The organism is Leptotrichia massiliensis (genome assembly GCF_900104625.1).
Classification (GTDB): domain Bacteria; phylum Fusobacteriota; class Fusobacteriia; order Fusobacteriales; family Leptotrichiaceae; genus Leptotrichia; species Leptotrichia massiliensis.
Window position 1 is genome coordinate 1,022,886 of record NZ_FNVZ01000005.1, and the last position, 26,558, is coordinate 1,049,443.

General features: G+C 28.1%; 26 protein-coding genes. 5 read left to right on the plus strand and 21 right to left on the minus strand.

The window, feature by feature from the left end; all coding sequences use genetic code 11:
• Positions 1-16 precede the first annotated feature (16 nt).
• The 7 genes from BQ5344_RS08895 to BQ5344_RS08925 form a co-directional block, all read right to left on the minus strand.
• On the minus strand, positions 17-433 hold the full coding sequence (locus BQ5344_RS08895) for a hypothetical protein (RefSeq protein ID WP_071125027.1): 417 nt from the start codon (positions 431-433) through the stop codon (positions 17-19).
• A complete protein-coding gene (locus BQ5344_RS08900) occupies positions 433-1,698 on the minus strand; it encodes a hypothetical protein (protein WP_071125028.1) in 1,266 nt (421 codons plus the stop codon). Before BQ5344_RS08900 ends, BQ5344_RS08895 begins: the two co-directional genes overlap by 1 nt.
• A gap of 102 nt (positions 1,699-1,800) precedes the next feature.
• On the minus strand, positions 1,801-2,463 hold the full coding sequence (locus BQ5344_RS08905; protein ID WP_071125029.1) for a hypothetical protein: 663 nt from the start codon (positions 2,461-2,463) through the stop codon (positions 1,801-1,803).
• Entirely contained in the window at positions 2,450-2,836 is a 387-nt protein-coding gene (locus tag BQ5344_RS08910) for a hypothetical protein (protein ID WP_071125030.1), read from the minus strand. The genes BQ5344_RS08905 and BQ5344_RS08910 overlap by 14 nt, the downstream gene beginning before the upstream one ends.
• Positions 2,837-2,894: 58 nt before the next feature.
• Entirely contained in the window at positions 2,895-4,994 is a 2,100-nt protein-coding gene (nrdE, locus tag BQ5344_RS08915) for a class 1b ribonucleoside-diphosphate reductase subunit alpha (protein WP_071125031.1), read from the minus strand.
• A gap of 580 nt (positions 4,995-5,574) precedes the next feature.
• On the minus strand, positions 5,575-5,946 hold the full coding sequence (gene nrdI / locus BQ5344_RS08920) for a class Ib ribonucleoside-diphosphate reductase assembly flavoprotein NrdI (protein WP_071125032.1): 372 nt from the start codon (positions 5,944-5,946) through the stop codon (positions 5,575-5,577).
• A 351-nt stretch (positions 5,947-6,297) separates the two neighbouring features.
• Positions 6,298-6,537, minus strand: coding sequence for a thioredoxin domain-containing protein (locus tag BQ5344_RS08925; RefSeq protein WP_021768585.1), 240 nt, complete (start codon positions 6,535-6,537; stop codon positions 6,298-6,300).
• A gap of 671 nt (positions 6,538-7,208) precedes the next feature.
• Between BQ5344_RS08925 and metH the strand changes: the two genes are divergently transcribed.
• The 4 genes from metH (at position 7,209) to BQ5344_RS08945 (ending at position 12,397) form a co-directional block, all read left to right on the plus strand.
• The gene (gene metH / locus BQ5344_RS08930) at positions 7,209-10,718 is read left to right on the plus strand and encodes a methionine synthase (RefSeq protein WP_071125033.1); all 3,510 of its coding nucleotides are present in this window, start codon (positions 7,209-7,211) and stop codon (positions 10,716-10,718) included.
• Positions 10,719-10,794: 76 nt separating this feature from the next.
• Positions 10,795-11,334: a hypothetical protein gene (locus tag BQ5344_RS08935; RefSeq protein WP_071125034.1), complete on the plus strand. Its 540-nt coding sequence runs from the start codon at positions 10,795-10,797 to the stop codon at positions 11,332-11,334.
• Positions 11,322-11,699, plus strand: coding sequence for a hypothetical protein (locus BQ5344_RS08940; protein ID WP_021770065.1), 378 nt, complete (start codon positions 11,322-11,324; stop codon positions 11,697-11,699). Before BQ5344_RS08935 ends, BQ5344_RS08940 begins: the two co-directional genes overlap by 13 nt.
• 98 nt (positions 11,700-11,797) lie before the next feature.
• Positions 11,798-12,397 carry a hypothetical protein gene (locus tag BQ5344_RS08945; RefSeq protein WP_071125035.1) on the plus strand — a complete coding sequence of 200 codons (600 nt, stop codon included), beginning with the start codon at positions 11,798-11,800 and terminating at the stop codon, positions 12,395-12,397.
• A 126-nt stretch (positions 12,398-12,523) separates the two neighbouring features.
• On the opposite strand, the gene BQ5344_RS08950 is transcribed toward BQ5344_RS08945, so the two are convergent.
• The 5 genes from BQ5344_RS08950 to BQ5344_RS08970 all read right to left on the minus strand — a co-directional run bounded on the left by BQ5344_RS08950 (position 12,524) and on the right by BQ5344_RS08970 (position 15,887).
• Entirely contained in the window at positions 12,524-13,348 is an 825-nt protein-coding gene (locus tag BQ5344_RS08950) for a hypothetical protein (protein ID WP_205407999.1), read from the minus strand.
• A gap of 30 nt (positions 13,349-13,378) precedes the next feature.
• Positions 13,379-13,735, minus strand: a complete 357-nt coding sequence (locus BQ5344_RS08955) for a cupin domain-containing protein (protein WP_071125036.1) — start codon at positions 13,733-13,735, stop codon at positions 13,379-13,381.
• Positions 13,736-13,766: 31 nt separating this feature from the next.
• Positions 13,767-14,450 (minus strand): DUF1003 domain-containing protein, encoded by a 684-nt coding sequence (locus tag BQ5344_RS08960; protein WP_071125037.1) that lies wholly within the window; start codon positions 14,448-14,450, stop codon positions 13,767-13,769.
• Positions 14,451-14,727: 277 nt separating this feature from the next.
• Positions 14,728-15,195, minus strand: coding sequence for a hypothetical protein (locus BQ5344_RS08965; protein ID WP_071125038.1), 468 nt, complete (start codon positions 15,193-15,195; stop codon positions 14,728-14,730).
• Positions 15,196-15,425: 230 nt separating this feature from the next.
• The gene (locus BQ5344_RS08970; protein ID WP_071125039.1) at positions 15,426-15,887 is read right to left on the minus strand and encodes a hypothetical protein; all 462 of its coding nucleotides are present in this window, start codon (positions 15,885-15,887) and stop codon (positions 15,426-15,428) included.
• Between the two features lie 492 nt (positions 15,888-16,379).
• On the opposite strand from BQ5344_RS08970, the gene thrC reads away from it, so the two are divergent.
• Positions 16,380-17,873 (plus strand): threonine synthase, encoded by a 1,494-nt coding sequence (thrC, locus tag BQ5344_RS08975; RefSeq protein WP_071125040.1) that lies wholly within the window; start codon positions 16,380-16,382, stop codon positions 17,871-17,873.
• Between the two features lie 304 nt (positions 17,874-18,177).
• On the opposite strand, the gene BQ5344_RS08980 is transcribed toward thrC, so the two are convergent.
• From BQ5344_RS08980 to tilS, 9 genes are all read right to left on the minus strand, one after another.
• Entirely contained in the window at positions 18,178-18,597 is a 420-nt protein-coding gene (locus BQ5344_RS08980) for a lysozyme inhibitor LprI family protein (RefSeq protein WP_071125041.1), read from the minus strand.
• 34 nt (positions 18,598-18,631) lie between these two features.
• Positions 18,632-19,066 carry a lysozyme inhibitor LprI family protein gene (locus BQ5344_RS08985; protein ID WP_071125042.1) on the minus strand — a complete coding sequence of 145 codons (435 nt, stop codon included), beginning with the start codon at positions 19,064-19,066 and terminating at the stop codon, positions 18,632-18,634.
• 83 nt (positions 19,067-19,149) lie between these two features.
• Positions 19,150-19,794 carry a hypothetical protein gene (locus BQ5344_RS08990; protein ID WP_071125043.1) on the minus strand — a complete coding sequence of 215 codons (645 nt, stop codon included), beginning with the start codon at positions 19,792-19,794 and terminating at the stop codon, positions 19,150-19,152.
• A 63-nt stretch (positions 19,795-19,857) separates the two neighbouring features.
• The gene (locus BQ5344_RS08995) at positions 19,858-20,334 is read right to left on the minus strand and encodes a hypothetical protein (RefSeq protein WP_071125044.1); all 477 of its coding nucleotides are present in this window, start codon (positions 20,332-20,334) and stop codon (positions 19,858-19,860) included.
• 94 nt (positions 20,335-20,428) lie between these two features.
• A complete protein-coding gene (locus BQ5344_RS09000; RefSeq protein WP_083378236.1) occupies positions 20,429-20,947 on the minus strand; it encodes a lysozyme inhibitor LprI family protein in 519 nt (172 codons plus the stop codon).
• Between the two features lie 13 nt (positions 20,948-20,960).
• Positions 20,961-21,947 (minus strand): tetratricopeptide repeat protein, encoded by a 987-nt coding sequence (locus BQ5344_RS09005; RefSeq protein ID WP_071125045.1) that lies wholly within the window; start codon positions 21,945-21,947, stop codon positions 20,961-20,963.
• A gap of 31 nt (positions 21,948-21,978) precedes the next feature.
• Positions 21,979-22,326 (minus strand): hypothetical protein, encoded by a 348-nt coding sequence (locus BQ5344_RS09010; protein ID WP_036071813.1) that lies wholly within the window; start codon positions 22,324-22,326, stop codon positions 21,979-21,981.
• A 373-nt stretch (positions 22,327-22,699) separates the two neighbouring features.
• On the minus strand, positions 22,700-25,033 hold the full coding sequence (gene ftsH, locus BQ5344_RS09015; RefSeq protein ID WP_071125046.1) for an ATP-dependent zinc metalloprotease FtsH: 2,334 nt from the start codon (positions 25,031-25,033) through the stop codon (positions 22,700-22,702).
• Positions 25,023-26,549 (minus strand): tRNA lysidine(34) synthetase TilS, encoded by a 1,527-nt coding sequence (gene tilS / locus BQ5344_RS09020; RefSeq protein ID WP_071125047.1) that lies wholly within the window; start codon positions 26,547-26,549, stop codon positions 25,023-25,025. The genes ftsH and tilS overlap by 11 nt, the downstream gene beginning before the upstream one ends.
• Positions 26,550-26,558 lie beyond the last annotated feature (9 nt).

Genomic DNA, 26,558 nt, shown 5'->3' on the forward strand with positions numbered 1-26,558 from the left:
TCTTCTTTCTTTTCAACTATCTAACCATTTGTTTTAATTTTCTTTCATTACTCAATAATTTACTTAAATATTTATTTTCACTTTCAGTTTTATTTAATTTTCCTTCAAGCCTTTCTATTTCTACCTCGTATTCATCTAATAATTTTTCATAATTAGATACTTCATTTACCAATAATTCTTTTTGGTTTATAAAATGTTCTGCCTGTGATAATAATTTTTCTTCATATTCTTTTGAAGCATCTACATAACCCTGTTTTTTACCTTCGTATTTACCCATATTATAAATGTTTGATACAATTGGCGTATCTTCAATGTCTTCTCTTACAGTTCTTCTCAATCCATCTTTTATACTTCCTTCTTCAATTATATTTTTTGTAGTATCAATTATCCTATTAATCGAATTAGTTCTTCGTAAAAATCTAACTATTCCCATTATTCTACTTCCTCCAGCTTTAATTTATCTCCTTTTATCATATCTTTAAATCCATTTAAAACAAATTCTTCTTTTATTTTTTGAATATATCTTGTATCATAAATCAAATGATATAATGTTACTAATAATCCTCCTATATCTAAATCTTTTATAGCTTTTTCATTTCCAGAATACATATTAGCTCCTACCCATATTACATTACTTGAAGAAGCAATTAAATTAGAATATAAAATTATTTTCTTTGTTTTGACGTTATACACTTCTCTTGATGAATATTTCTGTTCATCATATAATAAATTATGAAAAATTGTTATAATATTATTTATTAATTCTGATATTTTCGCTGAAAATCCTATTTTAATTAAATCACCTGTGCTAATATATTTAGTAAGTTTTTCAGTTTCTTTATTAGATAAAACTAAATTTGCTCCTGGAATTTGAATACCACAAGGAGTATATAAATCTGTACCTATATGAATAATTTGTTTTATTAATGAAACAACAAAAACTTTGGGATCGTCAATCGTTCTTTGAATAGACTGATTAAACATCTCTAAAGTAGAAGCATTTTTACCTATACTTGGATTTTTATATAAACTAGTATATACCACATGATTTGTTTTTATAACTGGCAATATTCCTTCTTTTTTCACACTTGTTATTGTATTTGTCATTATATTAGCTGTACCAAAAATTAATCCCAATATAGGATCATGCCCTAATGTTGCAAATCTATGATTAGCACCTTTAAAAATTTTTAAATTTTCTGTTTTTAAATCATTTGGATCAAAATTCCATGTATACCCTTTATTAAGATGTAATTCTATTGTTTTATCATTTAAATATCTTGTTGCATCATATGGAACTCCCAATGTTGTGATTATATGTTCTAAGGAAGAATAATATGGCTTTTCTATACTAATATTTTGAAGCAAATTATTATTAAGTACATTATTTTGAAGTTTATGAAATTTATGCTCTTTTACATTTCCAACTCCAGCTTTTTCTATTTTTGTCAACATATTTATTATTATTATTCTAGAAAGTTGCAAAGCAGTTGCAAGAAAAAGAAATGAAGCATCTATACCATCTAATCCTGTTTGTCTATTAAATTCATTTTCCAAATCATTTATTAAATGTTTTGAATTATACGCCACTTCTGCAACTCTATAGTTTTCTTCTATAACTATATTCATATTTCTACTTAACTTTTCTGTATTTTCTTTTAACCTTTCTCTTTTCTCTCTTAAATCTTCAATTGACACTTTTTAACTCCTTTATATAATATTATTATAGAAAAATGCAGTAATTGTTACTTTTATTTCTATCAAGACTTGTCTTTAAAACTATAATTTTTGAATAATTTATTATTTATGTTTTTTTTTATGAGTATTTTTATTTAATGCCATATAATTTTTATCGTTTGTACTCAAGTCTGCATATGTCGTCGCTTTTTCTTTAATATGATGTATATCAAATATTTCTTCTAAATTACTTCCATCCTCTTCATCTATTTTTGAGTTTGATTTTTTATTTCTTTTGTTTCTTTTATCTATTTTTTCATATGCATCAGATCCCAATTTTTTTCTTTCCATAACTTCAGAAGAAGTATTTATATTTTGAATACTATTACTACTATATTTATACTGTTCTTTTTTTTCTGGAGTATTTATTGCATCTAAATTTTCATTTAATTGTTTTTGCAAATAATTTATTCGTATAGCCTCTTTTTCTTGACCATTTAAATCATAAATTGTTCTTTTATCTTTATCAGAAATTTTTCTTAATATTACATTTTTTGCTTCCTTAGGTGTTGTACACATAATTCCAGAAATTATTTTAGTATTTGATTCTGCAACTATTTGTCCATCATTTAACATAAAAACACCCTCTTCAATTGATTTATTAATTTTCTGTAAATTTTCCTTATCAAGAATATTTTGGGAATCAGGTTTTTCATACTCTATATTTTTGGCTGGTTTAAAAATAGTTGCTAAATCTTTTCTTAGGTCAATGCTATTCTTCTTCATATTTTAAAACCTCTTTATATATTTCTGTTAATTTTTGAGTTGCTTTATTGCTTTCTTCAGAATTGTTATTTCTATCAGGAGAAATATATTTTAAAATTTCATTTCTCCATTTTTTTAATTTTTTTTTATTATTTATTATTTCTTCACTTAATCCTAAATTCTCAGAACGTGAAGGATTATCTACATTTAACAAAATAAATAGATATCTTTCTTTTATTAAAAAAAAATTTACATCTTTTATAAATAACCATATATTTTCCCATGAATTCATTTTTATTTTTATATTGGGAAATTCTTTTTTCAATTCTCCTCTTATTTTTTTTATATTATACAATTCTTTCAATTCTTCCATTGTAGAACACTTTTTCCACATATTTCCTCCATTTATCGATTTTGAATTTTTATAACTATTTAACTCTCGGATTTTTCTTCTAAACCGAACAACTTATACACTCCTCAATAGTCGCCTTCCTAGTTCGAGTATAATAAAGCGACTTAAGCCCCAGCCTATGTGCATAAATATAGAGTCTAGCCAAATCTCTAGTGCTGTCCGTACTCTTCGTATACAAGATAGTCGAAATACCTTGATCTACATGTCTTTGGATTACAGAAATTAGTTTCAAGATATTTTTTTGATCCATATCGTAAGCTGACTTATAAAAGAAATAGTTGTCATTTGTTAGGTACGGCATTGGATAAAAAGTTGTGCTGTCTCCGTATTCTCTTACTTCAATTGTGTCAACTACTGGCATTACCGAAGCCGTAGAATTCATAATATACGATGTTGACTGATTTGGAGCAATCGCCATTCTATAAGCATTATAAATTCCGTGTTTCATTACTTGCTCTTTTAGGTTTGCCCAGTCTTCTTTTGTTGGGATGTAAATTCCTTCAAATAGCTGTTTTATTTTTTCTGTTTGTGGCATGTATTCTTTTGTAATATATTTGTCAAAGTAGTTTCCGTTGGCGTATTCAGATTTTTCAAAGTCCTTGAAAGTTTCCCCTTTTTCTTTTGCAATTTCCATCGAACGTTCCAATGAATAGAAGTTTACCATCATGAAGAATACGTTACAAAAGTCAAGTGCTTCCTTGCTTTCGTACATAATAAAGTTTTTAGCCAAGTATCCGTGCAGGTTCATTGCTCCCAGTCCTACTGAGTGCAGCTCATCGTTTGCTTTTTTTATTGATGGAACAATATCAATGTTTGTCAAGTCTGATACCATTGTAAGTGAATCAATCGCCGCTTTTGTGGCTTCTTTTATTCTTTTGTTTTCCATTACTGTAGCAATATTTAATGAACCTAAATTACATGAAATTCCACGTCTTATCGTGTCTTCTTCGTAGTAAGCATTAATGTCTGAAACTTCTGATAATTGCATAATTTCAGTACATAGATTTGAGAACTTAACTGTTCCGATTTCTTTTAATGCGTGTTCTTTATTTGCATTATCTTTAAAGAATAAATAAGGGTATCCACTTTCTTTTTGAGTTTGAGAAATTTTTACAAGAAGTTCCCTTGCGTTAATTTTTTTCTTTTTAACATTAGGATTATCAACCAGTTTTTCATACATTTCATTCATATCCATTTCATCCAGATATTGTCCATATTCTAGGAATACTGTGTGTGGATTAAATGTGTAACAAACTTCATCTTCCATTGCCAACTGCATAAATTTATCTGGAACAATAACTCCGATTGACAATGATTTTATCCTGATTTTTTCATCTACATTTATTTTTTTACTATCCAAAAATTCATTAATATCAGAATGGAAAACATTCAAATAAACCGCTCCAGCCCCAGCTCTTTGTCCTAACTGATTTGCATACGAAAAAATATCCTCCAAAATTTTCATAATCGGCAAAACTCCAGAAGCTCTGCCTTCCACTCCCTTTATTGACTCTCCTCTTGCTCTTACTTTAGAAAGGTTAATCGAAACTCCTCCACCAATCGAAGAAAGTTTCATTGAAGAATCAAAAACATATCCAATTCCGCTCAAATTATCTCCCATTTCATCAAGAAAACAAGAAACAAGCTCCCCAGAACGTTTTTTTCCAGAATTTAAGAATGTAGGCGTAGCAGGCTGATATTCTTGATTTATCAACATCAAAGCATACTCTTTTGCCTTTTCAACATTTCCCTGTGCTAAATAAAGCGAAACTGTTGCAATCCTATCTTCATATCTTTCCAAAAATTTCTCTCCAGTATCATCCATCAAAGCATAACTTTGATAAAATTTCGATGCACTCATAAACGAAGCAAATCTAAACTTCTTATCATAAACCAGCTTAAACACTTCCTTTATCTCATCATGGCTATACATTTCATAAAAATCAATATAATAATCATTTTTTATCAAATATCCCATTTTTTCCTCAAGATTGTGAAAAAATACAGTATTTTTATTCACATAATCTACAAAATACGAATAAACAGCCTCTTTATCTTTCTCAAGCTGAAAATCTTCCCCTTGTTTTACCATTATCTCGTTATTTAAATATATCCATTTTTTTGCTCTTTTATCTACCATAATCTTCTCTCCTATTTATTTTTTTATATAATTTGATTATATCCTGTCTCTCAAAAATTCAAATAATTGATTATTTTGATTAATAAATATTTTTCTTATTTTTTCTAAATTCATTTTTTTATGCAGAGGTATCAAACGCCATACCTCTGCACTCCCGCTTAACGTAAAACTTTCTTATAAAAGAAAAATAGAACTCGCTTTTTAAGATAAATTATTAACACACAAATAACTATATTCAATTTAAAGTTTATTTCAAAAGCTCAAACAGCTATTTTTCTTTCAACGAAATTTTACTTAAAAACCTTTTAATTGTTATAATTAGACTTAAACTTAAAGTATCGTTATTTTTTTAAAATAAAAATGATCATTTAGTTTCGTATTCGTAGCAGTTTAAGTTTCCCAAAATATAAATATTTAAACTACTTTTTCAAAATAAAATTTGGAAATATTTCAAAAAAATGCTTATACAAAACAGGTTTCAAAAGGGGATGGCGAATGTTCCTGCTACTTTATAAAAAAGGAAAATATATAAATTATAAAAAATATCTATTAATAACAATAAATTTTATAAAATTAAAAATTAATTATTTTCCAAATAATCTATATAATTTTCCACTTCCGTACTTGTTCCTGACAACTCAAATTTCATCAATATTGGAATTCCGTATTTTTCCTGAATTTTATCAGCTGCTAGTGCGAAAAATTGTCCCCAGTTTCTGTTTCCGCTGGAACTTACTGATTTTAATAGTTTACTGTTGTTTTCATTTTTTAAAAATTCGTCTGTTGTTGTTGGAATTTCTCCAATTTTTGTTGTAAATGTTAGAAAATGTCCTTCATTTTTGATTACCGTAGTTGGATTTATCTTTATAAAATGCCAATCTGGACGTTGTGCTTGCATTTTTTTTATGAATCGTTCAACATTTCCTGTTTTTGAATCGTAATATATATACATCGATTTCACCTTGCTTTTTAATATTTATTCTGCCTTTTTATTGAATAAGCTGCTAAATTTTGTTTTACAAATACTTTTTAAAATCAAAAATCCTTAATTATGCTAATTTTCTTAACTTTTATAACTTTAAATTTCAAGTAATTTTAAATATATAGTAAAACTTCTTTAAAACTGAATTCAAAAGCAATATCTATTTTACTCAAATACTTGATTTATATAATTTTTAGTAGTTTAATTTTTAAGTATATTTCCAAATTTTAGGCATAAAATATACTCAAAACTAGATATTTTAACAAAAATCGTTTTGAGTAGTATTAATTTATTATTTTAAATTGTATTTTAAATTGTTCATTACATCATTGAGATGATTTCATTGATTTCTTCTGGCTTAAATCCAATTGTTCTTTTTATTTCTTCGTTTTCTTCAAACAAAATTACTGTTGGAACACTTCTTATTTTATATTTTACAGCAATTTCTGGATTATCAAATGGATTTATTCTTTCATATTCTATACCTTTTTTATCTAATAAATCCGACACCATTGCACACGGATTGCAATCATTTTTCTCAAATTTCACTATTTTTTTCATTTTTTCTATCTCCTTCTATATTATATAAAAAACACAATATATTGTGTTTTGCTTGAATTTTTTAACATATATGTAGTGTATCTTATTTTTAAAATTTTTTCAATAAGATTATATTTAATTTTTGATTAAAGAGTTTCTAAGTTGCTAGATAAAGGGATTTATTAATTATATATTTTATATATTAAAATCTATTTATTTATTATATTTTAAAAGGATTCCGAAAAAATAATAGTTTGTAAAACAATTTTATTTTTTTTATTTTAAGGATAATACAAAATTTTTAAAAATTTATATTTGAATATTTAAATTTTATTAAAAAAATCCGAAAACATCAGTACTAATTTATAGCTTTTTTATTCTTTTATATTTAAAAATTGCAACAAATATACAACTTACTCTACAAGAAAAGTAAATGAAGAAATGAGATTTGAAATATAAATACAATTACTAAAATAAAAAAGACAGGAAGGCATTATTCTGAACAAGAAAATTCCTGTCCTTCATTACATTTCTCAATAACTGTATATATTCACAATATTATCGACGTTAAATTTAACTTGATAATATGTACTTTTAAACATATTTTTGAATTAATTTCATATTTTTATATACACATAAAGGTTTTTATGATAAAATAATAGGATAAATTTACTAAAATAGGAGTTGAATAAATGACAAAAAATAAATATAAAAATTCTTACAATTTATTACAAAATGATTTGAAAAATAAAATATTACTGCTGGATGGAGCGATGGGGACTATGATTCAGCAGGAAAAACTGACTGCAAGTGATTTTGGCGGAGAAAAATATGAAGGGTGCAATGATTATCTTGTATTGCAAAGACCTGACGTTATTAAAAATATTCATAAAAGATATTTAGAAGCTGGGAGTGATATTATTGAAACTAACAGTTTTGGAGCTTTGGATATTGTATTAAATGATTACGATTTGGAAGATAAAGTTTTTGAGATGAATAAAGCCGCGGCAGAGCTTGTAAATGAAGCTATTGCTGAATATAGAAGCGAGCATCCTGAAGTTACGAGAAATCTTTATGTTGCAGGGGCATTAGGACCTTCCAACAAATCTATCAGCGTTACTGGGGGAGTAACTTTTGAAGAGCTTATCCATAGCTATTATACAGCTGTTTCTGGGCTTATGGCTGGTGGAGTTGACTTAATTCTGTTTGAAACTATTCAAGATACAAGAAATTTGAAAGCGGCTTATTTGGGGCTTAAAAAGGCTATGGAAGAAAATTATACTATTCCATTAATGCTGTCGTTTACAATTGAAAGTACAGGAACTACACTTGCAGGACAAACTGCAGATGCTTTTTATTACGCTGTAAACCACATGAATCCATTTTCTGTGGGACTGAATTGTGCAACAGGACCTGAATTTATGACACAATTTTTAAAGACATTAAATAATATTTCAAATACATATATTTCAGTTTATCCAAATGCTGGACTTCCTAACGAAGATGGCGAATACGAAGAAACTCCAGACACATTGTCGGCAAAAATTGAGCCGTTTTTCCAAAATAATTATTTAAATATTGTTGGAGGGTGCTGTGGAACTACGCCTGAGCATATTCAGAAAATTAAGGAAAAAAGTGTAAACTATTCTCCAAGAGTTATTGACGAAAACAAAGATTTTAACGATGTATCAGGACTAATTGCTTTAGAAACTCCAAAAAATCGTCCAATTTACGTGGGGGAACGTACAAACGTAATCGGTTCACGTATTTTTAAAAACTTAATTGCCAGCGAAAAATTTGACGAGGCAACAGAGGTTGCCAGACTTCAGATTAAGGGGCGTGCGGATGTAATTGATATTTGTCTTGCAAATCCAGACAGGGATGAAGTGGCAGACATGAAAGCTTTCTTAGATAAAGTGGCAAAATTTGCAAAAGTTCCTCTTATGATTGACTCAACTGATATAAATGTTATTAAGGAAGGTCTTACTTACTTGCAGGGGAAAGGAATTATAAATTCGATTAACCTTGAAGATGGAGAAAAGAAATTTGCTGATATGGCAAAAGTTATTAAGGATTTTGGGGCTTCTGTCGTTGTAGGACTGATTGATGAGGAAGGAATGGCTGTTTCAGTTGAGAAAAAATTGAAAGTTGCTAGAAGAAGTTACGAACTTCTTACGAAAAAATACGGAATTGATGAAAGAGACATAATCTTTGACACATTAGTTTTCCCAGTTGCTACAGGAGATCAGAAGTATATTGGCTCTGCCACAGCAACAATTGAGGCAATTAGGCAAATTAAAGCTGAAATGCCAAATGTAAAGACAATTTTAGGAGTAAGTAATGTTTCGTTTGGACTGCCTGTCGCAGGAAGAGAAGTTTTGAATACTTATTATATGCAAAAAGCCTATGAAGCTGGACTTGATTATGCAATAGTGAATACTGAAAAAGTTATGCCAATGGACGAAATTTCAGATGAAGAAAAGGAATTGGCAGAAAATCTATTATTCCATACAAACGATGAAAATGTATCAAAATTTGCAAACTTCTACCGTGAGAAAAAAGCCATCCAAAAAGTGGTTGATACAAGCAACTTAACTACCGAAGAAAAAGTCTCAAATTTAGTTGTTGAAGGAAGTAAGAAAGATTTGATTGTCTATCTTGATGAGTTACTTCAGAAATATTCTCCAATTGACATAATAAACGGTCCTCTGATGACTGGAATGGATGAAGTTGGAAGACTGTTTAACAACAATGACTTAATTGTTGCCGAAGTGTTGCAAAGTGCAGAAGTTATGAAAGCCTCAGTTTCACATCTGGAACAGTTTATGGAAAAAGATGAATCATCTGTAAAAGGGAAAGTAATTATGGCAACAGTAAAAGGGGATGTTCACGACATCGGAAAAAATCTGGTTGGGATAATCATTGGAAATAACGGTTACGAAGTAATTGACTTGGGAATAAATACGCCTGCTGAAAAAATCCGTGAAGCAATTATTGAACATAAGGCAGACTTCTTGGGCCTTTCTGGACTTCTTGTAAAATCTGCCACAGAAATGGTGAATACTATGGGCGTTCTGCATGAAGCTGGTATTGATATTCCAATATTTGTAGGAGGTGCGGCACTTACGGAAAAATTTACTGTAAATAAAATTGAGCCTGCCTACAAAAATAATATCGTAATTTACTCAAGAGATGCAATGACGGCTCTTGCTGACTTAAACAAAATGATTGATGAGAAAAAATTTGAAGAATTTAAGGAATATTTGCAAAAACGTAGAGAACTCGTAACAATTAAAGATGCCAAAAAACTTGAGCAGCTGAAAGTTAAGCCAACGGTAAGTGATATTAAGGATGCCGACGGAACATTCGATTTTTCAAAGGTTGAGCTTCCAAAATATAATTTTGAAAAAATTTATAAGCCACAAACATTAAATAAACAAATTATAACAAATATAAAAGCAAAAGATGTATTCCCATTCATAAATTTACAAATGCTAATTGGAAAACATCTGGGAATGAAGTGGATTGTAAATAATCTAATTGAAAAACAGGACCCTAGAACAATAAAATTATACAATGAGATTTTGGATATCATCGAAAATGGTGATGAATACTTTGATATAAAAGCTATCTACAAGTTTTTCCCTGTACGTCGAAAAGCTGGAGAAAGAAAAGAAGATTTCAAAATCGAAGTTTTATCAGATGACTTGTCAACTGTTTTAGAAACATTTGATTTCCCAAGACAAAAATATGGACAGTATTTATCATTAAATGATTATATAAGCCCAGATGGAATCGACTACATCGGATTCTTTGTCGCAACTGCAGGAGAAAAGTCAAGACTGGTTTCAAATGAACTTAAAGAAAAAGGTGAATTTTACAGAGGACATATTGTAAACTCTGTAGGACTTGAACTTGCTGAAGCAACATCAGAATACATTCACAAAATGATGCGTCAGGATGTAGGAATTATCGACAAGGACATCTCCTTAAACGAAATTTTAAATGCTCAGTATCAAGGAAACCGTTACTCTTTCGGCTACCCAGCCTGCCCAGACCTGAGCGACCAAAGAAAATTATTCAATTTATTGAAACCAGAAAGATATGGAATCTCTCTAACAGAAGAATTTATGATGTACCCAGAAGCTACAGTAAGTGCGATTGTATTCTCGCAGCCGTTCTGTAAATATTTTAATATGTAGTTTTTTGAATTTTTTGTAAGTGAAGTGTGTTATTTTAACTTATATAATGCACTTTTCTTACGAAAGGAGAAACAAAATGTATCAAATAATAAAAATGATTCTATTAAGTTCAATTTTTATGGATTATATTGATATTCAAAAGTTGGATAAAAACGTATTTACAATACATATTATTGAAATAATGCTTGTTTTGTCACTAATTAATGGAATTATAAATTTATATGACGAGAAAAAATTTTTTATAATTGAATTTCTTATGATTATTTTATTTCATCTGGCTGGAAACAAGATTATTCTAGAAAATTTTTCATTTTTTTGGCAATTAATAAAACTAATCGGCGTTTATATCCTTCATCTTCTTATTACAACTGATGTTGGAATGGATGACAATAATATCAATCCTTTTTCTAAAATTGAATGGACAATAGTTTCAATTACTGTTTTAATATTTTTACTGCTAATGTTAATTTTTAATATTGAAATTAACAGTTTAAGCATTCTATCACTTTATTGCATTACATTATTTGAATTAAAAGGAATTTTTATAAACATTACAGAATATATAGAGAATCAGAAGAAAATTGAAAAGGAAAATAGAGATAAATGGCAAAAATAATAATTCGTGATAAATTAAAATTTAGGATATTCCCAAAAATACTTTGGATTGATAATGAAAAGATAAAATTAAAAGCAAATTCTGAAACTATTTTTGAAACTGATGAAAAGTATGTAATCCTTTCAGAAAACAGGGCTAAAAATAGAAGATTAGGAATAGATCTTGAAGATAAAAAGGAAATTTTAATAGAAATAAAATACGACTTTTTTAGGTTAATAACTATATTTTTAATAATTCCAATATTTGCAGTTATTGTAAAATTATTTTTACTTTCAGATGTCGAAGCCAGTCACTTAGGTACTTTTGCCGGGGTTCTTATTGTTGTTCTGTGGAAAAGAGAAAAATTGGAAGTGGTTGAAAATTAAAATCATTGACTTTTAAAATTTTATATTGTATAATTATTATGCAAAAAACAGAAAATAAGTTACCTTTAATTTAAACAAAATATAAGAGGAGGATTGAAATGAAAAATTCAAAAAAACTAGCTATACTTTTATTTATAACGGCATTATTATTTTCTTGCGGAAGTGACAACAGCGACAATGAAAACACTACAACAACGGCTGCTAATACTACAACTACAAAACAAGAAAATAACTCTAAAAATACCGAAACTAAAAGTCAAACTGAAAATACTATACAAGGTATCAGATACGGAAATGATACTGTTGGTTATGTAACAAAACCTGAGAATTGGCTTGAATTTACAGATCCAAACTCATCTCCAACTGCGGTTCAATTAAGTATTGATTCTGCAAATATTGTAACTTTAGACATACTTTCTAAAGATGCGAAAGCAAATTCAGAAAAAGCTGCCTATGTACTTATGCAAAAATATCTTAATGAAGGAATTCCTAAAGAAAATATTACTTTAGATCCTGTTGATATAAATGGATATCAAGGGACAAGTTTAACAATAAAGTATAATGATGGTACCATAATGATTATAAATTGTATTGATCACGAAGGTAAAGTCTATTTTATCTCTATGGAAGGACTTCAAAATAGACAAACATTAATGGAAATGGCAAAAGTTGTTGAAACTTGGAAACCAACTAAATAAAACATAACTTTACAAAAAAATTGGAAGAAAATCTAAAATGCAGACAGCTTCCAATTTTTTTATTATTTCACATTATTTGGCTTTTAATGTAAACTTTTATTTTTTATTTTCTAAATTTTAAAATTCTTATTTTTTCTGAATTTCATCCACTTTTTTCATAAGGCTATCCCACAATTTACCGCCTTCTTCCATAGCCTGCTGTCCTATTTCGCTATTTTTAACATTATTTATACCTTTTTCAATTTCTTTTAATACACCTAGCATTTTTTCAACATCAATCTGTTTTGCAGAATACAGCTCTTTTCCTTTTTCAAGAAGTTTCGGACATTCCTTATCAAAAGTTGCATCTCCAGTTGGATTACATTTGGCCTTTTTAAATAGATCGTTAGATTTTTTTACTTTTTCCAATGCTTTTTCACCATTTTTAATTCCAGAATCAGTATCTTGTTTTTCAAAGCTTTTTTTCAATGATTCAAATAAACTTTCTGTATTTTTTTGGCTATCAGCAAACATTTTATCAATCCTTGCCTGCTCTTTTCTTACGTTTTCCTGTACTTGTGTATCACCAGAATCCGTAACTATATTATTTTGAATAATTGGTGTTCCTTGATTTTGCTGATTTTGAGGATTTTGATTCTGATCTGTTGTAATTTTTGCCATTGTTCTTTCTGACTGTTGTTGAGCCGTCATATTGTCAGAATTTTCATTTTCGTACAAATAAAAGTTGTAAAATCCACCACCAAGCAAAGCTACAAAAGATAAGTAAAACAGTCCTTCAACTACTTTATCATTTGTCGTTTTAGTATCTTTTATTTTCCCAATCGCCTCATGTTTTCCAAGGCCCTGTTCAATATATTCCTTCATCAAATTTCTATTTTCAATTCCTTTTTTTACAAATGGTATCCCTGTCGCAATAACGACAACCAATGCAAATATTACAAATAACAACATTACATTCACCTTCTTTTTTATTTTCAGTTTTTAATTAAAAAAGATACAAATCCATATACAGCAAGGATTTTTACTTGTATAGCTTACTCTATGTTTCTCACCTCTATTGATTAATATTGTATCCCCTTTTGCCAATTGTAGTTTCTTATTATTAGTATTCCTTTGGTTTTTTATTATATTTCCATTTTTTTCAAAATTTTTATCTTCAAAATATTCAATTTCAGCCTCACCTTGAACTAAAATCACAAATTCATTTTGTTCAGATTCCTGCCAATCTGTTGTCTGCCCAGTCGAAATAATTTTTTCAATTTTTACATTTTTACCCTCAGCTAAAATCCTAACGACTTCCTCTTTTTCTGACAAATCTTTTAAATCAAAAATATTCATTTTTACCTTTTCTTTCCATATTTAGTCTTCCTTATTTTCTTTTAGCATCGTGTTCTGAAATATCAATAAACTTATATTCTCTCTTTTCCTTTGCTACTGGTACTTTCTTCTTAGTTTCAAGCTCTGAAACTCGTTTTGCAATTTCATTTTGCTTTTCAATCAAATCATCTAGCTTATAATGCAAATCTTCTATTATAATTTCATTTTTCAAATTTACTTTATAATCATTTTCAGACTTTTTTTCATCAATTTTTTTCTTTTTATTTTGATTAAAAACTATAAGTGAACAGAAAATAAGCATAAAACAAGACAATACAACATTCAATATTACATATGAATATGGATTAAATTGCTTAATAACAAGAAATACAATATTTATCCCAACCCATATTGCTACAAACATTATCATAAAAACAATAAATCCCCTACTTCCAACAAAATTTGAAAATTTATACGATAACTTTTTTTTATCAATTTCTTCTTCTTTTATAACTTTTGAAACCTTTTGTTCTAAAAGCATATGAATAATTTCTTCTCTTTTTACTTCATCATCCATATCTTTTAACATTTTCTTCAATATTTCCTCTTTTTGTTTATTCGAGTTTTCTGTTTTTACATCTTTTTTATTTAATTCATTATTTTCACTTTTTAAATTTTCTGAATTTATATTTTCCATCCTTAATCTACCATTTTTTTCTTCAACCCTGCTTTTCAATTTAAAATTTCCCTCCTTACATATTTTCATCAGTATGATACCATTTTCAGAAAAAAAATACAAGTAATTAAATTCTTTTTATTATTCTGATACTGCTTTAAACTACATTTTTTTATTATGTTTATTTAATTTTAAATCAAGGTTTATTTAATTTCCTAAATTTTAAAATCATTTTAATCAAAACAATGCAAAATAATAAAAACAGCCATTCCCAAATGGAAATAGCCAATTTTATATATTTCTTCTTTCAAAACTCCCTTTACTTTGTAATTATTTTTTATCCTCTCAAATTACTTTCTGCGTCATTTAAAAGTGTATTTGCATCTTTTACTATCTGGTTTTCATTAAGATTAGCATCTGTAAGATAAGCAATAGAAATATAGCAGTTTCTTGTTTTAGATTTTTTCCCCACTATATGATAAATATATTTTCTTTCATTCGAATCATAGTATTTGCTAACATAATATCTATTGTTTTCAAAATTACCTTGTAATTTTACTCCTAATTTATCTATAATTTCTCTCTCAAGAAGTTTAGAAACAGTTTTTCCGCTAATACCGTCATAAAAATATGTTACTATTACATCTTTATTTTTTCCAAGTTTTCCATAATAAACAAGTGCTGCATCTTCATCAAGAACGATATTATAATTTTTTCTTTCTATTTCCCTCGTATTCACAAAGCTAGGTGCTGAAAACGCTGCCATCCCAAATACCAAACATAGTCCTAATATTAATTTTTTCATAATAATTCCTCCTATTTTTTATTATTTTATTTTTTATCTTAAATTACTTTCTGCTTCACTTAAAAGCTCATTTGCTTTACTCCCTAAATTATCAGTATAATTTTCATTTGTAGAATACACTATTACAACATAACAATTTTTTACTTTAGAATTTTTTCCTACTACAAGACTGTCGATGCTAAAAATAATCCTAATAATATTTTTCTCATAAAATCTTTCCTTAGCCTTTATTATTTTCTTAAATACTGTTCAACATTTGTTATTACTATATCAGTTATTCTAGATAATTTTTTTTCTGAGACTTCTCCATTTACTGTCAGTAGTGCTGTAACATAGCATCCTTTAACTTTTTCTCTTTTGGCTACAATATTATACATATATTTTCCTGTTGAACTTTCATAAAATTTTTGAATATAGGCTCTACTATTTTCCATTTCACCTAATAATCTCAAATTACTTGGTGCAACTTTTTTAAATATATCCTTTACAGCCTTTGGACTTCCTTCATTGGAAAAGTAAAGTGTTACTGCTACTTTCATTTCGTTTGTTTCCTGCGTAAATGCAAATGTACTGTCTATATCTTGATATATCGTGTAACCGTCCTTACGTATCCTGTTCACATCTACAAAATTTGGTGCTGAAAATGCCGCCATTGACATCATCAGAAATAATCCCAATCCTATTTTTTTCATAACTATTCCTCCTAAAATTATTTTATATTTTAATTAACCAAACATTTTTACAGTAAATATTATACCATATATTTTAAAAAAGTCAATAGAGGAAAAGTAAATTTTTGAATTAAATTATTTACCGTTAGTTTTATCTTTAAAAAATTAATTCAATAAAAAAACAAGGAGGTCAAATAAGCTCCTTGCCTATCTTTAATTTTATTTATAAACTCTTTATAACTCTTATTAAATTTTCCAACTCTGTGTGAACTTTTCCTTCCATTGATTGAAATGCTTTATTTTTCATACCTTCTTTTCCAAGCGAATATTCTTTTAAATTTTTCAGGAATATTTCTTCTATTTATTATTTGTAATAAAGTTCTTATGTCTCACTTATATTATACAAAATAGCCATTAAAGAAAAATGAGAAAAATACTTTATTACAATTGATTGGGGTATTTTTTTATGTTATAATGTTTTATAAATAAATTAATCAAAGAAGAGGTGTAATTATGAATTATAAAAGTACAAGAGGCGGAGAAGCACAAAACTCAACTTTTGCCACATTACATGGACTTGCAAATGGTGGCGGGCTTTATATCCCTGAAAAATTGCCAGAAATTAAATTGACTTATGATGAACTAAAGAACTTGTCTTATCAGGAACTTTCCGAAAAAATTATAAAACTATTTTTTACAGAATTTTCAGACGAAGAAATTAAAAATGCTGTGAATAATGCTTATAACAATACTACTTTTACTGATAAAAACATTGTCCCTGTACATAAATTAAATGAAAAAGTAAGTTTTGGAGAACTGTTTCATGGAAGAACATTGGCATTTAAAGATTTGGCTCTTTCATTATTCCCGTATTTGCTGCTTTTAAGTAAAGAAAAACAAAAAGAGAATAAAAGAATATTGATTCTCGCTGCAACTTCTGGAGATACTGGAAAGGCCGCACTTGAAGGATTTAAAGATGTTGACGGAATTAACATTGTCGTATTTTATCCTAAAAATGGAGTTAGCCCGATGCAGGAAGAACAAATGCGAAAACAGCTTGGAAACAATGTAGAAATAGTTGCGATTAACGGAAACTTTGACGATGCCCAAAGTGCCATAAAAGTCATTTTTTCCAGCGAAGAATTTAAAAAATATGCAAATGACCATAATGTAATGTTTTCTAGTGCAAATTCAATTAACATCGGAAGATTATTCCCGCAAATCATATATTACGTATCAACTTACGTAAATTTGGTAAAGGCTGGAACAATTAAGGCTGATGAGGAATTTAATGTGGTAGTTCCAACTGGGAACTTTGGAAATATTTTGGCTGGATTTATTGCCAAAAAACTTGGTATACCAATCAAAAAATTTATTTCAGCTTCAAACAAGAACAAAGTTCTAGCTGACTTCTTCCAAACTGGAATATACAACAAAAATAGAGATTTTTACGCAACAAACTCACCATCAATGGATATTCTTCTTTCATCAAACTTTGAAAGATACCTGTATTACGCATTAAATGAAAACTCTGAAAGAGTAAACGAATTGATTACAAACTTACTTTCAGGAGGAGAGTTGTCTGTAAATGAAGAAGAATTGAAAAATATTCAAAATGAATTTTATGGAGAATTTGCAAACGATGATGAAACTGTAAATGCAATTAAGAGTGTGTATGAAAATTATCATTATTTAATGGATCCGCACACAGCAGTAGCTTATTCTGTTTATGAAAAATTAGATAACAACAACTTAGATAAAAACATTCACACAGTAATAATGTCAACAGCACATCCATTTAAATTCCCAACTCCAATTGCAAAAGCATTGGGACTTGATGAAACAAAAGAGCCTTACGCAATTTTAGATGAAGTATCCGAAATTACTGGTGTAAAATTCCCAGAAAAATTAACAGAAGTGAGAAATTCAGAAATAAGATTTTCAAATGTAATTGATAAGGCTGATATTCAGGACTTTGTAAAAAAATATATAAATGATTTAAAATAGAAATATTTTAGAATTTACTCAAAACATAGCACCTTTCTTTTATTAATGTTAATTTAACAATCCTATTAAAACGAAAGGTGTTTTTTGTTATACGATTGTATTTTATAGTAAAACTGCCTTAATACTAAACTCAAAAGCTATAACTATTTTACTCAACCCTAGATTTTTAAATTTTTAGGAGTTCTATTTTAAACGAGTTCGAGTATGTATGTATCTATAAGTTAATTTTATATTTTCTACACTTTCATAACTCAGTCAATAAAAATAGTTATGAAACTAATTTATTTCATAACTATAATAATTTTTACTTATTTAATTTATCATATTTTTTAGCCAGTTCCAAAACTCTTGCCTTTGTCATCTCATATTCAGTTCCAGCCGCTCCAAATACAGCCATTTTAGGTCCATCCTCTTCATCAGCTAATGCCTTTTTTATAGCTGCTTTCCTGTCATTTAGCCATTTTGTCTGTTCGGTCTTAAATTTCGATTGTTCTTTTGCTGATAATTTTTTCAAAATTAAATCATACACTTTGTTCATTTCTTTTTCCCATTCATCTGTTAATTCAGAACTGGCATTCAACATATCTGCTGTCGTTCCTTCAAACTTTGATTCAAGTCTTTCTTCCGCAACTTTCATACGTTCCTTTAACCCATCTTCATATTTTCCTGCAAATGCAACCGCTTCTACAAGCAACATTCCTATTATTAATAATATTTTTTTCATAAATTTCTCCTCCTAAAAATATAAATGTTGTATTTTATTTATTTTTATTTAATCCATCGTATTTTTTAGCCAGTTCCAAAGTTCTATTCTTTGTTATATCTAATCTCTCATTAGCAGCTAATTCTCCTGCCATTCTTGGTCCTTCTTCTTTTGTGTATTTTTCGTATGCTTTCTGAACTTTAGCTTCCCTGTCTTTTAACCATTTTTGCTGGTCAGCTTTAAATTTTGTTTTTTCTTTTGCTGGCAATTTTTTCAAAATCAAATTATACACATCGTTTAATTCTTTTTCCCATTCAGTATCCAAATCCAGTGAAGCATTAACCATATTGGTTCTTACTCCGCTATCCCATCCAGCTTGTGCTTTTTCTTCTGAAACTTTCATTCTTTCTGTCAATTCATTTTCATAATTTCCTGCAAATGTAACAACTCCTATAACTAATAATCCTGCTATTAATAATAATTTTTTCATTTTTTATCAACTCCTATTTTTGTTTTTTATATTAAATCACAAACTCCTTTTTAGTAAACTTAATTTTAAATAAGATTCAGATATTAATTATATCCTGTTGGACAATAATCCTTTAATATAAATGGAAGAATTATATTTCCATCCTTGTCAATTTCAACCATTGTTTGAAGTTTTGTATCAAAAGTAAATCTTCTGTCATCTCCAGTATCTTTAGTTCCATATTCAACGGTAAATCCATTTTTTGCTACAGTTATAAGTTCTTCCCATCCGCCGTCATCTTCACCATGTAAATACCATTTTCCATTTTTCTGAACAATTTCAAACAGTTGATCACACCAATAACCCTTTACTTTATTCATATTAAAGTTTGTATCCACTGTTGCTTTTGTTTTTTCAGGCAGTTCAATAAAAAGTATCTGATCTGTATCATTTTTAGCAAGCGTTACTAAAGTTTTCATTTTCGTATCATAAGCATAAGTTTCTTTTTCATGTTTTTTATAATTTGCTGAAAATTTTCCATTTTTTTCCATTACTATAGGAACTGTTTCGGTTTCATCGAATCCGTCATGTATTTTTGTTATGTACCATTTTTCATTTTTTTTAAATATTTCAATACCTTGATATTTTCCTGCCGCCTTCTCCAAATTATGTTTTCCATCTGTCGTAACCTTTACTGCAAATGCTGGTATTGCAGCTAATGCCATAATTAAAAATAATATTTTTTTCATAATTTTTACCTGCTCTTTCTATTTAAATTTAATATTTATATTTTTTCATTTTTTAATCACAATTTATTTGTACAATTTATAATAATCACGGTATAATTTATACATTTCAGGATTATCCTCAGGGAATCTTCTCAAAGTTTCAGGATCATCCATTTGATTATCACCTTCTTTACGTACGATACTAATTATTCTTTTTGTTTTTCTATTTAAAATTACTGGATCTTTTAATTTTGTATCATATCCCACACAGATATATTCATCACAAAGTACATTTTTTTCCACAACAGCATCACTTATTCTTGGAACTTCAGTATCATCTGCATCATACATAGCATAATCCCAGAACTGATACTTTCCATTCTTCAATTTTTTTATTTCTATTGAAGTATCATCTGCTGTTATTGTTCTTTTTAACAATATTTCCTCATGCAGTTTTCCATCGCTTGTAAAAGGTAAATCATAGCCTTTATAGCCAACTTCTTCATCTGAAAATCCAACAACTCCTATTAACAGCAATAATGCCATAATAACTTTTTTCACTTCCGTTTCCTCCTATTCCTATTTTCTATTCTTTTTTATCTCAATATTAATATACCATAATTCTATTAAAGAAAAATGAGAATTTTTAACTTTATTACTTTTTATTTAATAGGTCATATCTTTTTGCAAGTTCCAAAACTCTTTTCTCCATTTCACTTACCCAAGCGTTTCCTCCCATAACTCCTGATATTGTTCCACCTTCTGCTTCTTTGGCAGCTTCATCAGCATTCTTTTCTACTTCTTTCTTCCAATCTTCCTGCTCTTTTTTTAATTTTTCCTTTTCACTATCAGATAATTTTTCTTCAACCAAACTGTAAATTTTTTTCATTTCCGCTTCCAAAAGTTCTTCCTGTTTTGAAACCGCATTATTCATATCTGCTGTTACACCGCTATCCAGTCCTGGCTGAACCTCTTTTTGGATATCCTCTATTCTTTTTTTTAGGCTTGTTTCGTAATTTTCATTGCTATTATGATTTTGCATATTATTTTCAGAAATATTAGAGACTTCCTGTTTATTATCAACCTTTGATTCAGACACATCATCTTGTCCAGATTTTGAACATCCTATAATTCCAGCAATCAATACTGCTACTATTAGCATTGTTTTTTTCATATAAATCTTCTCCTTAATATCCTAATGTCCTAAACTTTTTCAAATTTTCCTCATAAAATTTTCTATCTTTATTTTTATGCTTACTGTTTAATTTTTTCAACGATATCACATATTCGTCTATCCATCCTTTGTACTCATAAGCCATATCTCCCATATATTTAATATTATCTTTAAATTTTTGATAATTATTGAAAAAGTAATCAAAAGTTTCTTCGTCATTACCTTGTTCAATATAAGCATCAAGAATATATAATTGAAAATTTCGTCCTTCATAGTCATTTGTCAGTTCAGTTTCTTCAGGTTTTTGTCCCAAATCTTTTGCTATCCTATGAATCAAATCTGTAGTTGTAAATTCATAATTATAGTATTTCGGTTCCCCTTTCAAATACAACTCTATTGCCTTTTTCCCAGCTTCGATTGCTTTCTTGTAATTTTTTTTGTATTTGAAGTAATGATAAAGTCCATCATAGCTTACAGGATTTTCAGGATAAAGTTTTATCAACTGCTCTGCTGTTATTTTCAAATTTTCATAATCTTCATAATCTCTGTATCTTCTTATGAGATTTTCATATCCTTTTTGGAATTTTGGATTTATTTCTATTGATTTTTTATAATAACTTATCGCTGTAGAACGGTCATCCTGTGCATAAGCAATTTTTCCCAAAGCTGCTATTGTCAAATAATTGTTACCATCTTCTTCAAGAGCTTTCATGAAGATCTCTTTTTTCTGTTTCAACGGTATATCTGCATTTAAGGCCATTTTATTAGCTGATAAAAATGCTTCTATTGATTTTTTGTTCACCCCCGCCTTTTGCAATTCATTTCTTATTTCATTTTCAGAATAATAATCAAATTTCCCATTATCTTTAACAGACGATGTAAGATTAACTTCAACTGCTCTTTGATTTTTTTCATTAACTTTGCTTTTTCCAGTTTGATAAGCTGCATACGATAATGCCCCAATTATTACTGTTAATACTGCTACTTTCTTCTTGTTCATTTTCCCACTCCTTCTTAAATACACCTCTATTTTACCATTCAGGATAAATAACTCTCATGTCTTCAGGATCTAGAAATACTGCTTTTTTTAATTTTACATCATATCCAATACAAGTATTTTCTCCACATATAGTATTTTTTTTCAAAGTTGCCTTGCTTACATATTCTTTAGCCCCAGGCTCTTCAGGAGAATAGACAATTTCATATCTCCCCTTTCCTATTTTTCTTATTTCTAATTCTGTATCTTCAGAAACTATACTTCTGTTCAACAATTTTTCTTCATGCAATTTTCCATCTGTATTGAATTTTAAATTAAGTCCTCCTGCTCCATAACTTATTGCTCCTACTAGTAATAATGCAATTAATAACATTTTTTTCATAAATCTTCCTCCTTGTTTACTTTTCAATATTGTATCATACAATTTCTTAAAAAATAATATTAATTATATTTTTTTATTTTAAGTTGATATATTTCAAAAATTTTATCACACCAATATTTTTTACGGTAAATTCTTTTCTTTTCTTTTTACATGATAAGTATACAATATATTTTTTCATTTGTCAATAGCTTTTTTTATAATTTTTTGTATTTTTTACAGTAAATTAAAAACCGTTTTAAATAAAAATAGAGAAATAATAAAAATTATATATTATCTCTCTATTTTATTAATATTAAATTTAGATGTATCTTTTACCTGATTCATTTTAAGTAACATAATTTGATTTTAAATATCTTTAGAATATAATTAAACTTTATTCCATAAAGCTAGGTAATTTAAAATTACTTTTTCTTTTTTTACCTTTTTCAGATTCATCTTTCGAATCCTTATCATGTTCATCTGAATTATCATTATTTTCAGAAGAGTCATCGGAATTATTATCATTCTCATCCTGATTATCATTTTCAGATTCATCTTTTGTTTCTTCTATTTCCGTAGATTTTTCTAATATTCCACCTGTTTCTCCAGTGATTTCCCTTACAGCTTCAGCTAACTTTTCAGTTTTACTTTTTTCTTCTAGTTGTTTACCTTCTTCTGCAATTTGCTCTTCTATTTTTTCTTCTAACATTATTTCTTTTTTTACTTCTTCTACTGATTCCGTTCTTTCAACTTGCTCTGTTTCAAAAGTTTTCTCAGTTTGATTTTCTGATTCTGAATTATCATTTTCTTTTAAAATATGTTCAGCTGTTTCACCTTTAATTATTCTTCTAACTTCGTCTCCAGTAATAGTTTCCTTTTTCAGTAACAAGGCTACAACTTCTTCTAATTTACTCCAGTTATCTTGTAATGTATTTAAAGTGTTAAAATACTCTTCTGTTAAGATTTTTCTTATTTCCAAATCAATTTCCCTAACAGTTTCATCACTTTTATTTGGTGCAAATGAATATTCATCATCTGAATTTTCAAAGTTAATTGGTCCTAGTTTTTTACTCATTCCAACACTTTCCACATAGACTCTTGCTACTTTTGTAGCACGTTTTATATCAGAATACGCTCCTGTACTTACATCATCCAAACCAATTTCTTCAGCTGCACGTCCACCAAATAACACTTTTATTTCAGCCAACATTTGTTTACTTGTCGTTACCAATTTTTCTTCGGGAAGTGGCATCATAAATCCACCTGCATCGCCTCTAGGAATTATTGTAACTTTATGAACAGGATCAGCTCCTGGTGTCAATTCAGTCATAATTGCATGTCCAGCTTCGTGATATGCCAACAATTTTTTCTCTTCTGGTTTGATAATTTTACCTTTTTGTCCGAGTCCCATTCCAATTTTATCTACAGCCTCATCCAAATCAGACATTTTTATTGTATCACTTGCTCTTCTTGCTGCTAAAATTGCAGCTTCATTTAATAAGTTTGCCAAATCAGCTCCAACAAATCCTGGTGTTATCTTAGCAATATCTTCCAATCTTACATCATTTGCAAGTTTTTTATTTCTTGAATGCACTTTTAATATAGCAATACGTCCTTGCAAATCAGGGGCATCAACCGTTACACGTCTGTCAAAACGTCCCGCACGTAACAATGCTGGATCAAGTACATCTTCTCTATTTGTTGCTGCAAGTACAATAACTTTTGTATCAGTTTCAAATCCATCCATTTCAACAAGCAATTGGTTTAAAGTTTGTTCTCTTTCATCGTTACTTCCACTATTTTTCCCAACACTTCTTCGTCTACCAATAGCATCAATTTCATCTATAAAGATTATTGATGGACTAGATTCTTTTGCTTTTTCAAATAAATCTCTTACACGTGATGCTCCAACTCCAACAAACATTTCTACAAATTCTGAACCTGAAATACTAAAAAAGGATGCTCCAGATTCTCCAGCTACAGCTTTTGCAAGTAAAGTTTTTCCAGTCCCTGGTCTTCCTAATAAAAGCACTCCTTTTGGCACTCTTGCCCCAGCCTTTGTATATTTTTCAGGATTTTTCAAGAAATCTACAACTTCTCGCAGTTCTTCCTTCGCTCCATCAACACCTGCTACATCATCAAATTTTACATCTGGCTTTTTATCAATTTTATTAACTCGCGATTTTCCAAAACCAAAAATATTTCCAGGTCCTCCACCTTGCGAACCACCAACCATTTTTCTAGCCAAGTAAATCATAAGTGCAATCATTATAACCATTGGTAAAAATTGAATTAGTAGTGTCAAAAATAATCCTCCACCTGATGGTTGCAATGCATTTAATTTTACTTTTTTTTGTTCAACTGCATTGATTATCTTAGGTTCGTTTCCAACACGTTCTGTTATTTTTTTAGTATAATAAAGAACATCTTTACCATTTTCTTTTACTTGTGCAATTAATTTGTCATCCTTCTCGCTAATTTCAGGGAAATCTCCCTTTTGTGTTCTACTTACAAATTCCGTATACGGAATATCTCTTTTTTCCAAAAAATATGTTTGTATATCACGCTGAAATATTAATGTAAACACAAATAATAAAAAAACAAAAACGAAAAATAAAAAACCCGAAAAAGGAGACTTATTATTATTTTGTCTATTATTTTGTCTGTTGTTATCTTTTCGTAATTCTTCTAGTCGCTTTCTTATGTCATTTTTATCTCTATCTGCCATTTTTCCTCCCAATTATTAATAATTTACTGGTGTTTTCCAGTTTTTCAATTTCATTATTATAAATTTTTTCCAAAAATTTTGAAAATTTAATATCTGAAACAGTCAAAATTTCTTTTATTTTAATATCTTTTGCCCCAATTGGAAAATCAAAAATTGACTTTTCAATTTCTATCTTTTTATTTTCAAAATTTCCTAAATAAACTTGATTTTCAGAAGTTTCTATTTCAATAATTGGTATCAAATCTCTTTCCCATTTTGAAATTTTTTCATCAATCAATATTTTTTTAACTTTTTTATGCCCCAAATTTTTTACAAATATCTTATCCCCATCCCTTCGGTTTCTAACAATAATCCTGTCGTATTTTTCTATATTATCAGCAAATTTAAAAAATGTATAATTCACATCTCTTTCATTTACAAAATGAGCTTTATAATCCCTAATGTTTTCATACAACACTATCTTATAATTATACCACTCAATCCTTTGATTTTTCTTTAAAATTTCCAGTTTCTCAAATGAATTATTTATATTTTGTATTTTGGACTTTTCATTTCTGTTTTCAATTATCTTCAATTTCCCATATTGATTTTGTAAAAATTTATCTTTTCCCAAATAAATTTCTTTTGACCCTTCATTTTTCAAAATTCCATTTTTATAAAAAAAACTATCAAAAATTTGATTAATTTTATCTCTTGAAATTTCCACATTATTTTGTTTCAAAAACTGAGCTAATCTTTCTTTTTCTTTTAAGTTGCTCTTAAATTTTTTGTTAGTTTTAAGTACTTCAGAAATTTCAAGTTTTTCATTTTTACTTTCATTAATTTCTTCTATTAATGTATAAACTTTTTGTTTAAAATTTGGATTTACCTTTTCAAAATTAGGAAAAATTTTATTTCGGATAAAGTTTCTTGTAAAATCATTTTCATTATTTGTATAATCAATTATATATCTTTGATTGTTTTGTTTCAAAAAGTTTAAAATTTCACTTTTCTCAAACTCTAATATCGGTCTTATTATATTTTCTCGAATTTTAGGAATTCCCTTGAGCCCATTTAAAGAAGTTCCTCGTAAAAGCCTAAAAATAAATGTTTCTACATTGTCATCCAAATTATGTCCAGTTGCAATCTTATTATAATTTATTTTTTGTCTCACATTTTCAATTGCCTCATATCTCAGTTCTCGTGCTGCAAGTTCTAACGACTTCCTATTTTCTTTTGCATACTTTTTTACATCTACACTTTCAATATAATAATCAACATCATTTTCAATTGCAAATTCCTTTACAAATTTTAAGTCATTTTCAACATCATAACGTAAATTGTGATTAATATAAACTATAGAAATTTCAAGTGAAAATTTCTTTTTTAGAATGTTCAAGAAATGATAGAGAAAAACTGAATCTGGTCCTCCCGAAAATGCAATAAGAATTCTTTCTTTTTCCAAAATCAGCTTATTCTCAAGTATTTCTTTCATTTTTTTTAATATTTTTTTTTCAATTTTTTTTGCTTTTTCCATTAAATTTAT

Bases quoted from the DNA above. Each gene is read 5' to 3' on its own strand.
- BQ5344_RS08980 (WP_071125041.1), bottom strand. From the start codon at position 18,597: ATGAAAAAAATATTATTAATAATAGGAATGTTGCTTGTAGAAGCGGTT.
- BQ5344_RS08925 (WP_021768585.1), bottom strand. From the start codon at position 6,537: ATGAAAAAAATAGTGAAATTTGAGAAAAATGATTGCAATCCGTGTGCA.
- nrdI (WP_071125032.1), bottom strand. From the start codon at position 5,946: ATGTATATATATTACGATTCAAAAACAGGAAATGTTGAACGATTCATA.
- BQ5344_RS08895 (WP_071125027.1), bottom strand. From the start codon at position 433: ATGGGAATAGTTAGATTTTTACGAAGAACTAATTCGATTAATAGGATA.
- thrC (WP_071125040.1), top strand. From the start codon at position 16,380: ATGAATTATAAAAGTACAAGAGGCGGAGAAGCACAAAACTCAACTTTT.
- metH (WP_071125033.1), top strand. From the start codon at position 7,209: ATGACAAAAAATAAATATAAAAATTCTTACAATTTATTACAAAATGAT.
- BQ5344_RS09010 (WP_036071813.1), bottom strand. From the start codon at position 22,326: ATGAAAAAAATGTTATTAATTGCATTATTACTAGTAGGAGCAATAAGT.
- BQ5344_RS08910 (WP_071125030.1), bottom strand. From the start codon at position 2,836: ATGTGGAAAAAGTGTTCTACAATGGAAGAATTGAAAGAATTGTATAAT.
- BQ5344_RS08970 (WP_071125039.1), bottom strand. From the start codon at position 15,887: ATGAAAAAAATAGGATTGGGATTATTTCTGATGATGTCAATGGCGGCA.
- BQ5344_RS08990 (WP_071125043.1), bottom strand. From the start codon at position 19,794: ATGAAAAAAATATTATTTTTAATTATGGCATTAGCTGCAATACCAGCA.
- nrdE (WP_071125031.1), bottom strand. From the start codon at position 4,994: ATGGTAGATAAAAGAGCAAAAAAATGGATATATTTAAATAACGAGATA.
- BQ5344_RS08985 (WP_071125042.1), bottom strand. From the start codon at position 19,066: ATGAAAAAATTATTATTAATAGCAGGATTATTAGTTATAGGAGTTGTT.
- BQ5344_RS08955 (WP_071125036.1), bottom strand. From the start codon at position 13,735: ATGAATATTTTTGATTTAAAAGATTTGTCAGAAAAAGAGGAAGTCGTT.
- BQ5344_RS08905 (WP_071125029.1), bottom strand. From the start codon at position 2,463: ATGAAGAAGAATAGCATTGACCTAAGAAAAGATTTAGCAACTATTTTT.
- BQ5344_RS09000 (WP_083378236.1), bottom strand. From the start codon at position 20,947: ATGAAAAAAACAATGCTAATAGTAGCAGTATTGATTGCTGGAATTATA.
- ftsH (WP_071125046.1), bottom strand. From the start codon at position 25,033: ATGGCAGATAGAGATAAAAATGACATAAGAAAGCGACTAGAAGAATTA.
- BQ5344_RS08950 (WP_205407999.1), bottom strand. From the start codon at position 13,348: ATGTTGTTATTTGTAATATTTGCATTGGTTGTCGTTATTGCGACAGGG.
- BQ5344_RS08940 (WP_021770065.1), top strand. From the start codon at position 11,322: ATGGCAAAAATAATAATTCGTGATAAATTAAAATTTAGGATATTCCCA.
- BQ5344_RS08965 (WP_071125038.1), bottom strand. From the start codon at position 15,195: ATGAAAAAATTAATATTAGGACTATGTTTGGTATTTGGGATGGCAGCG.
- BQ5344_RS08945 (WP_071125035.1), top strand. From the start codon at position 11,798: ATGAAAAATTCAAAAAAACTAGCTATACTTTTATTTATAACGGCATTA.
- tilS (WP_071125047.1), bottom strand. From the start codon at position 26,549: ATGGAAAAAGCAAAAAAAATTGAAAAAAAAATATTAAAAAAAATGAAA.
- BQ5344_RS08935 (WP_071125034.1), top strand. From the start codon at position 10,795: ATGTATCAAATAATAAAAATGATTCTATTAAGTTCAATTTTTATGGAT.
- BQ5344_RS09005 (WP_071125045.1), bottom strand. From the start codon at position 21,947: ATGAACAAGAAGAAAGTAGCAGTATTAACAGTAATAATTGGGGCATTA.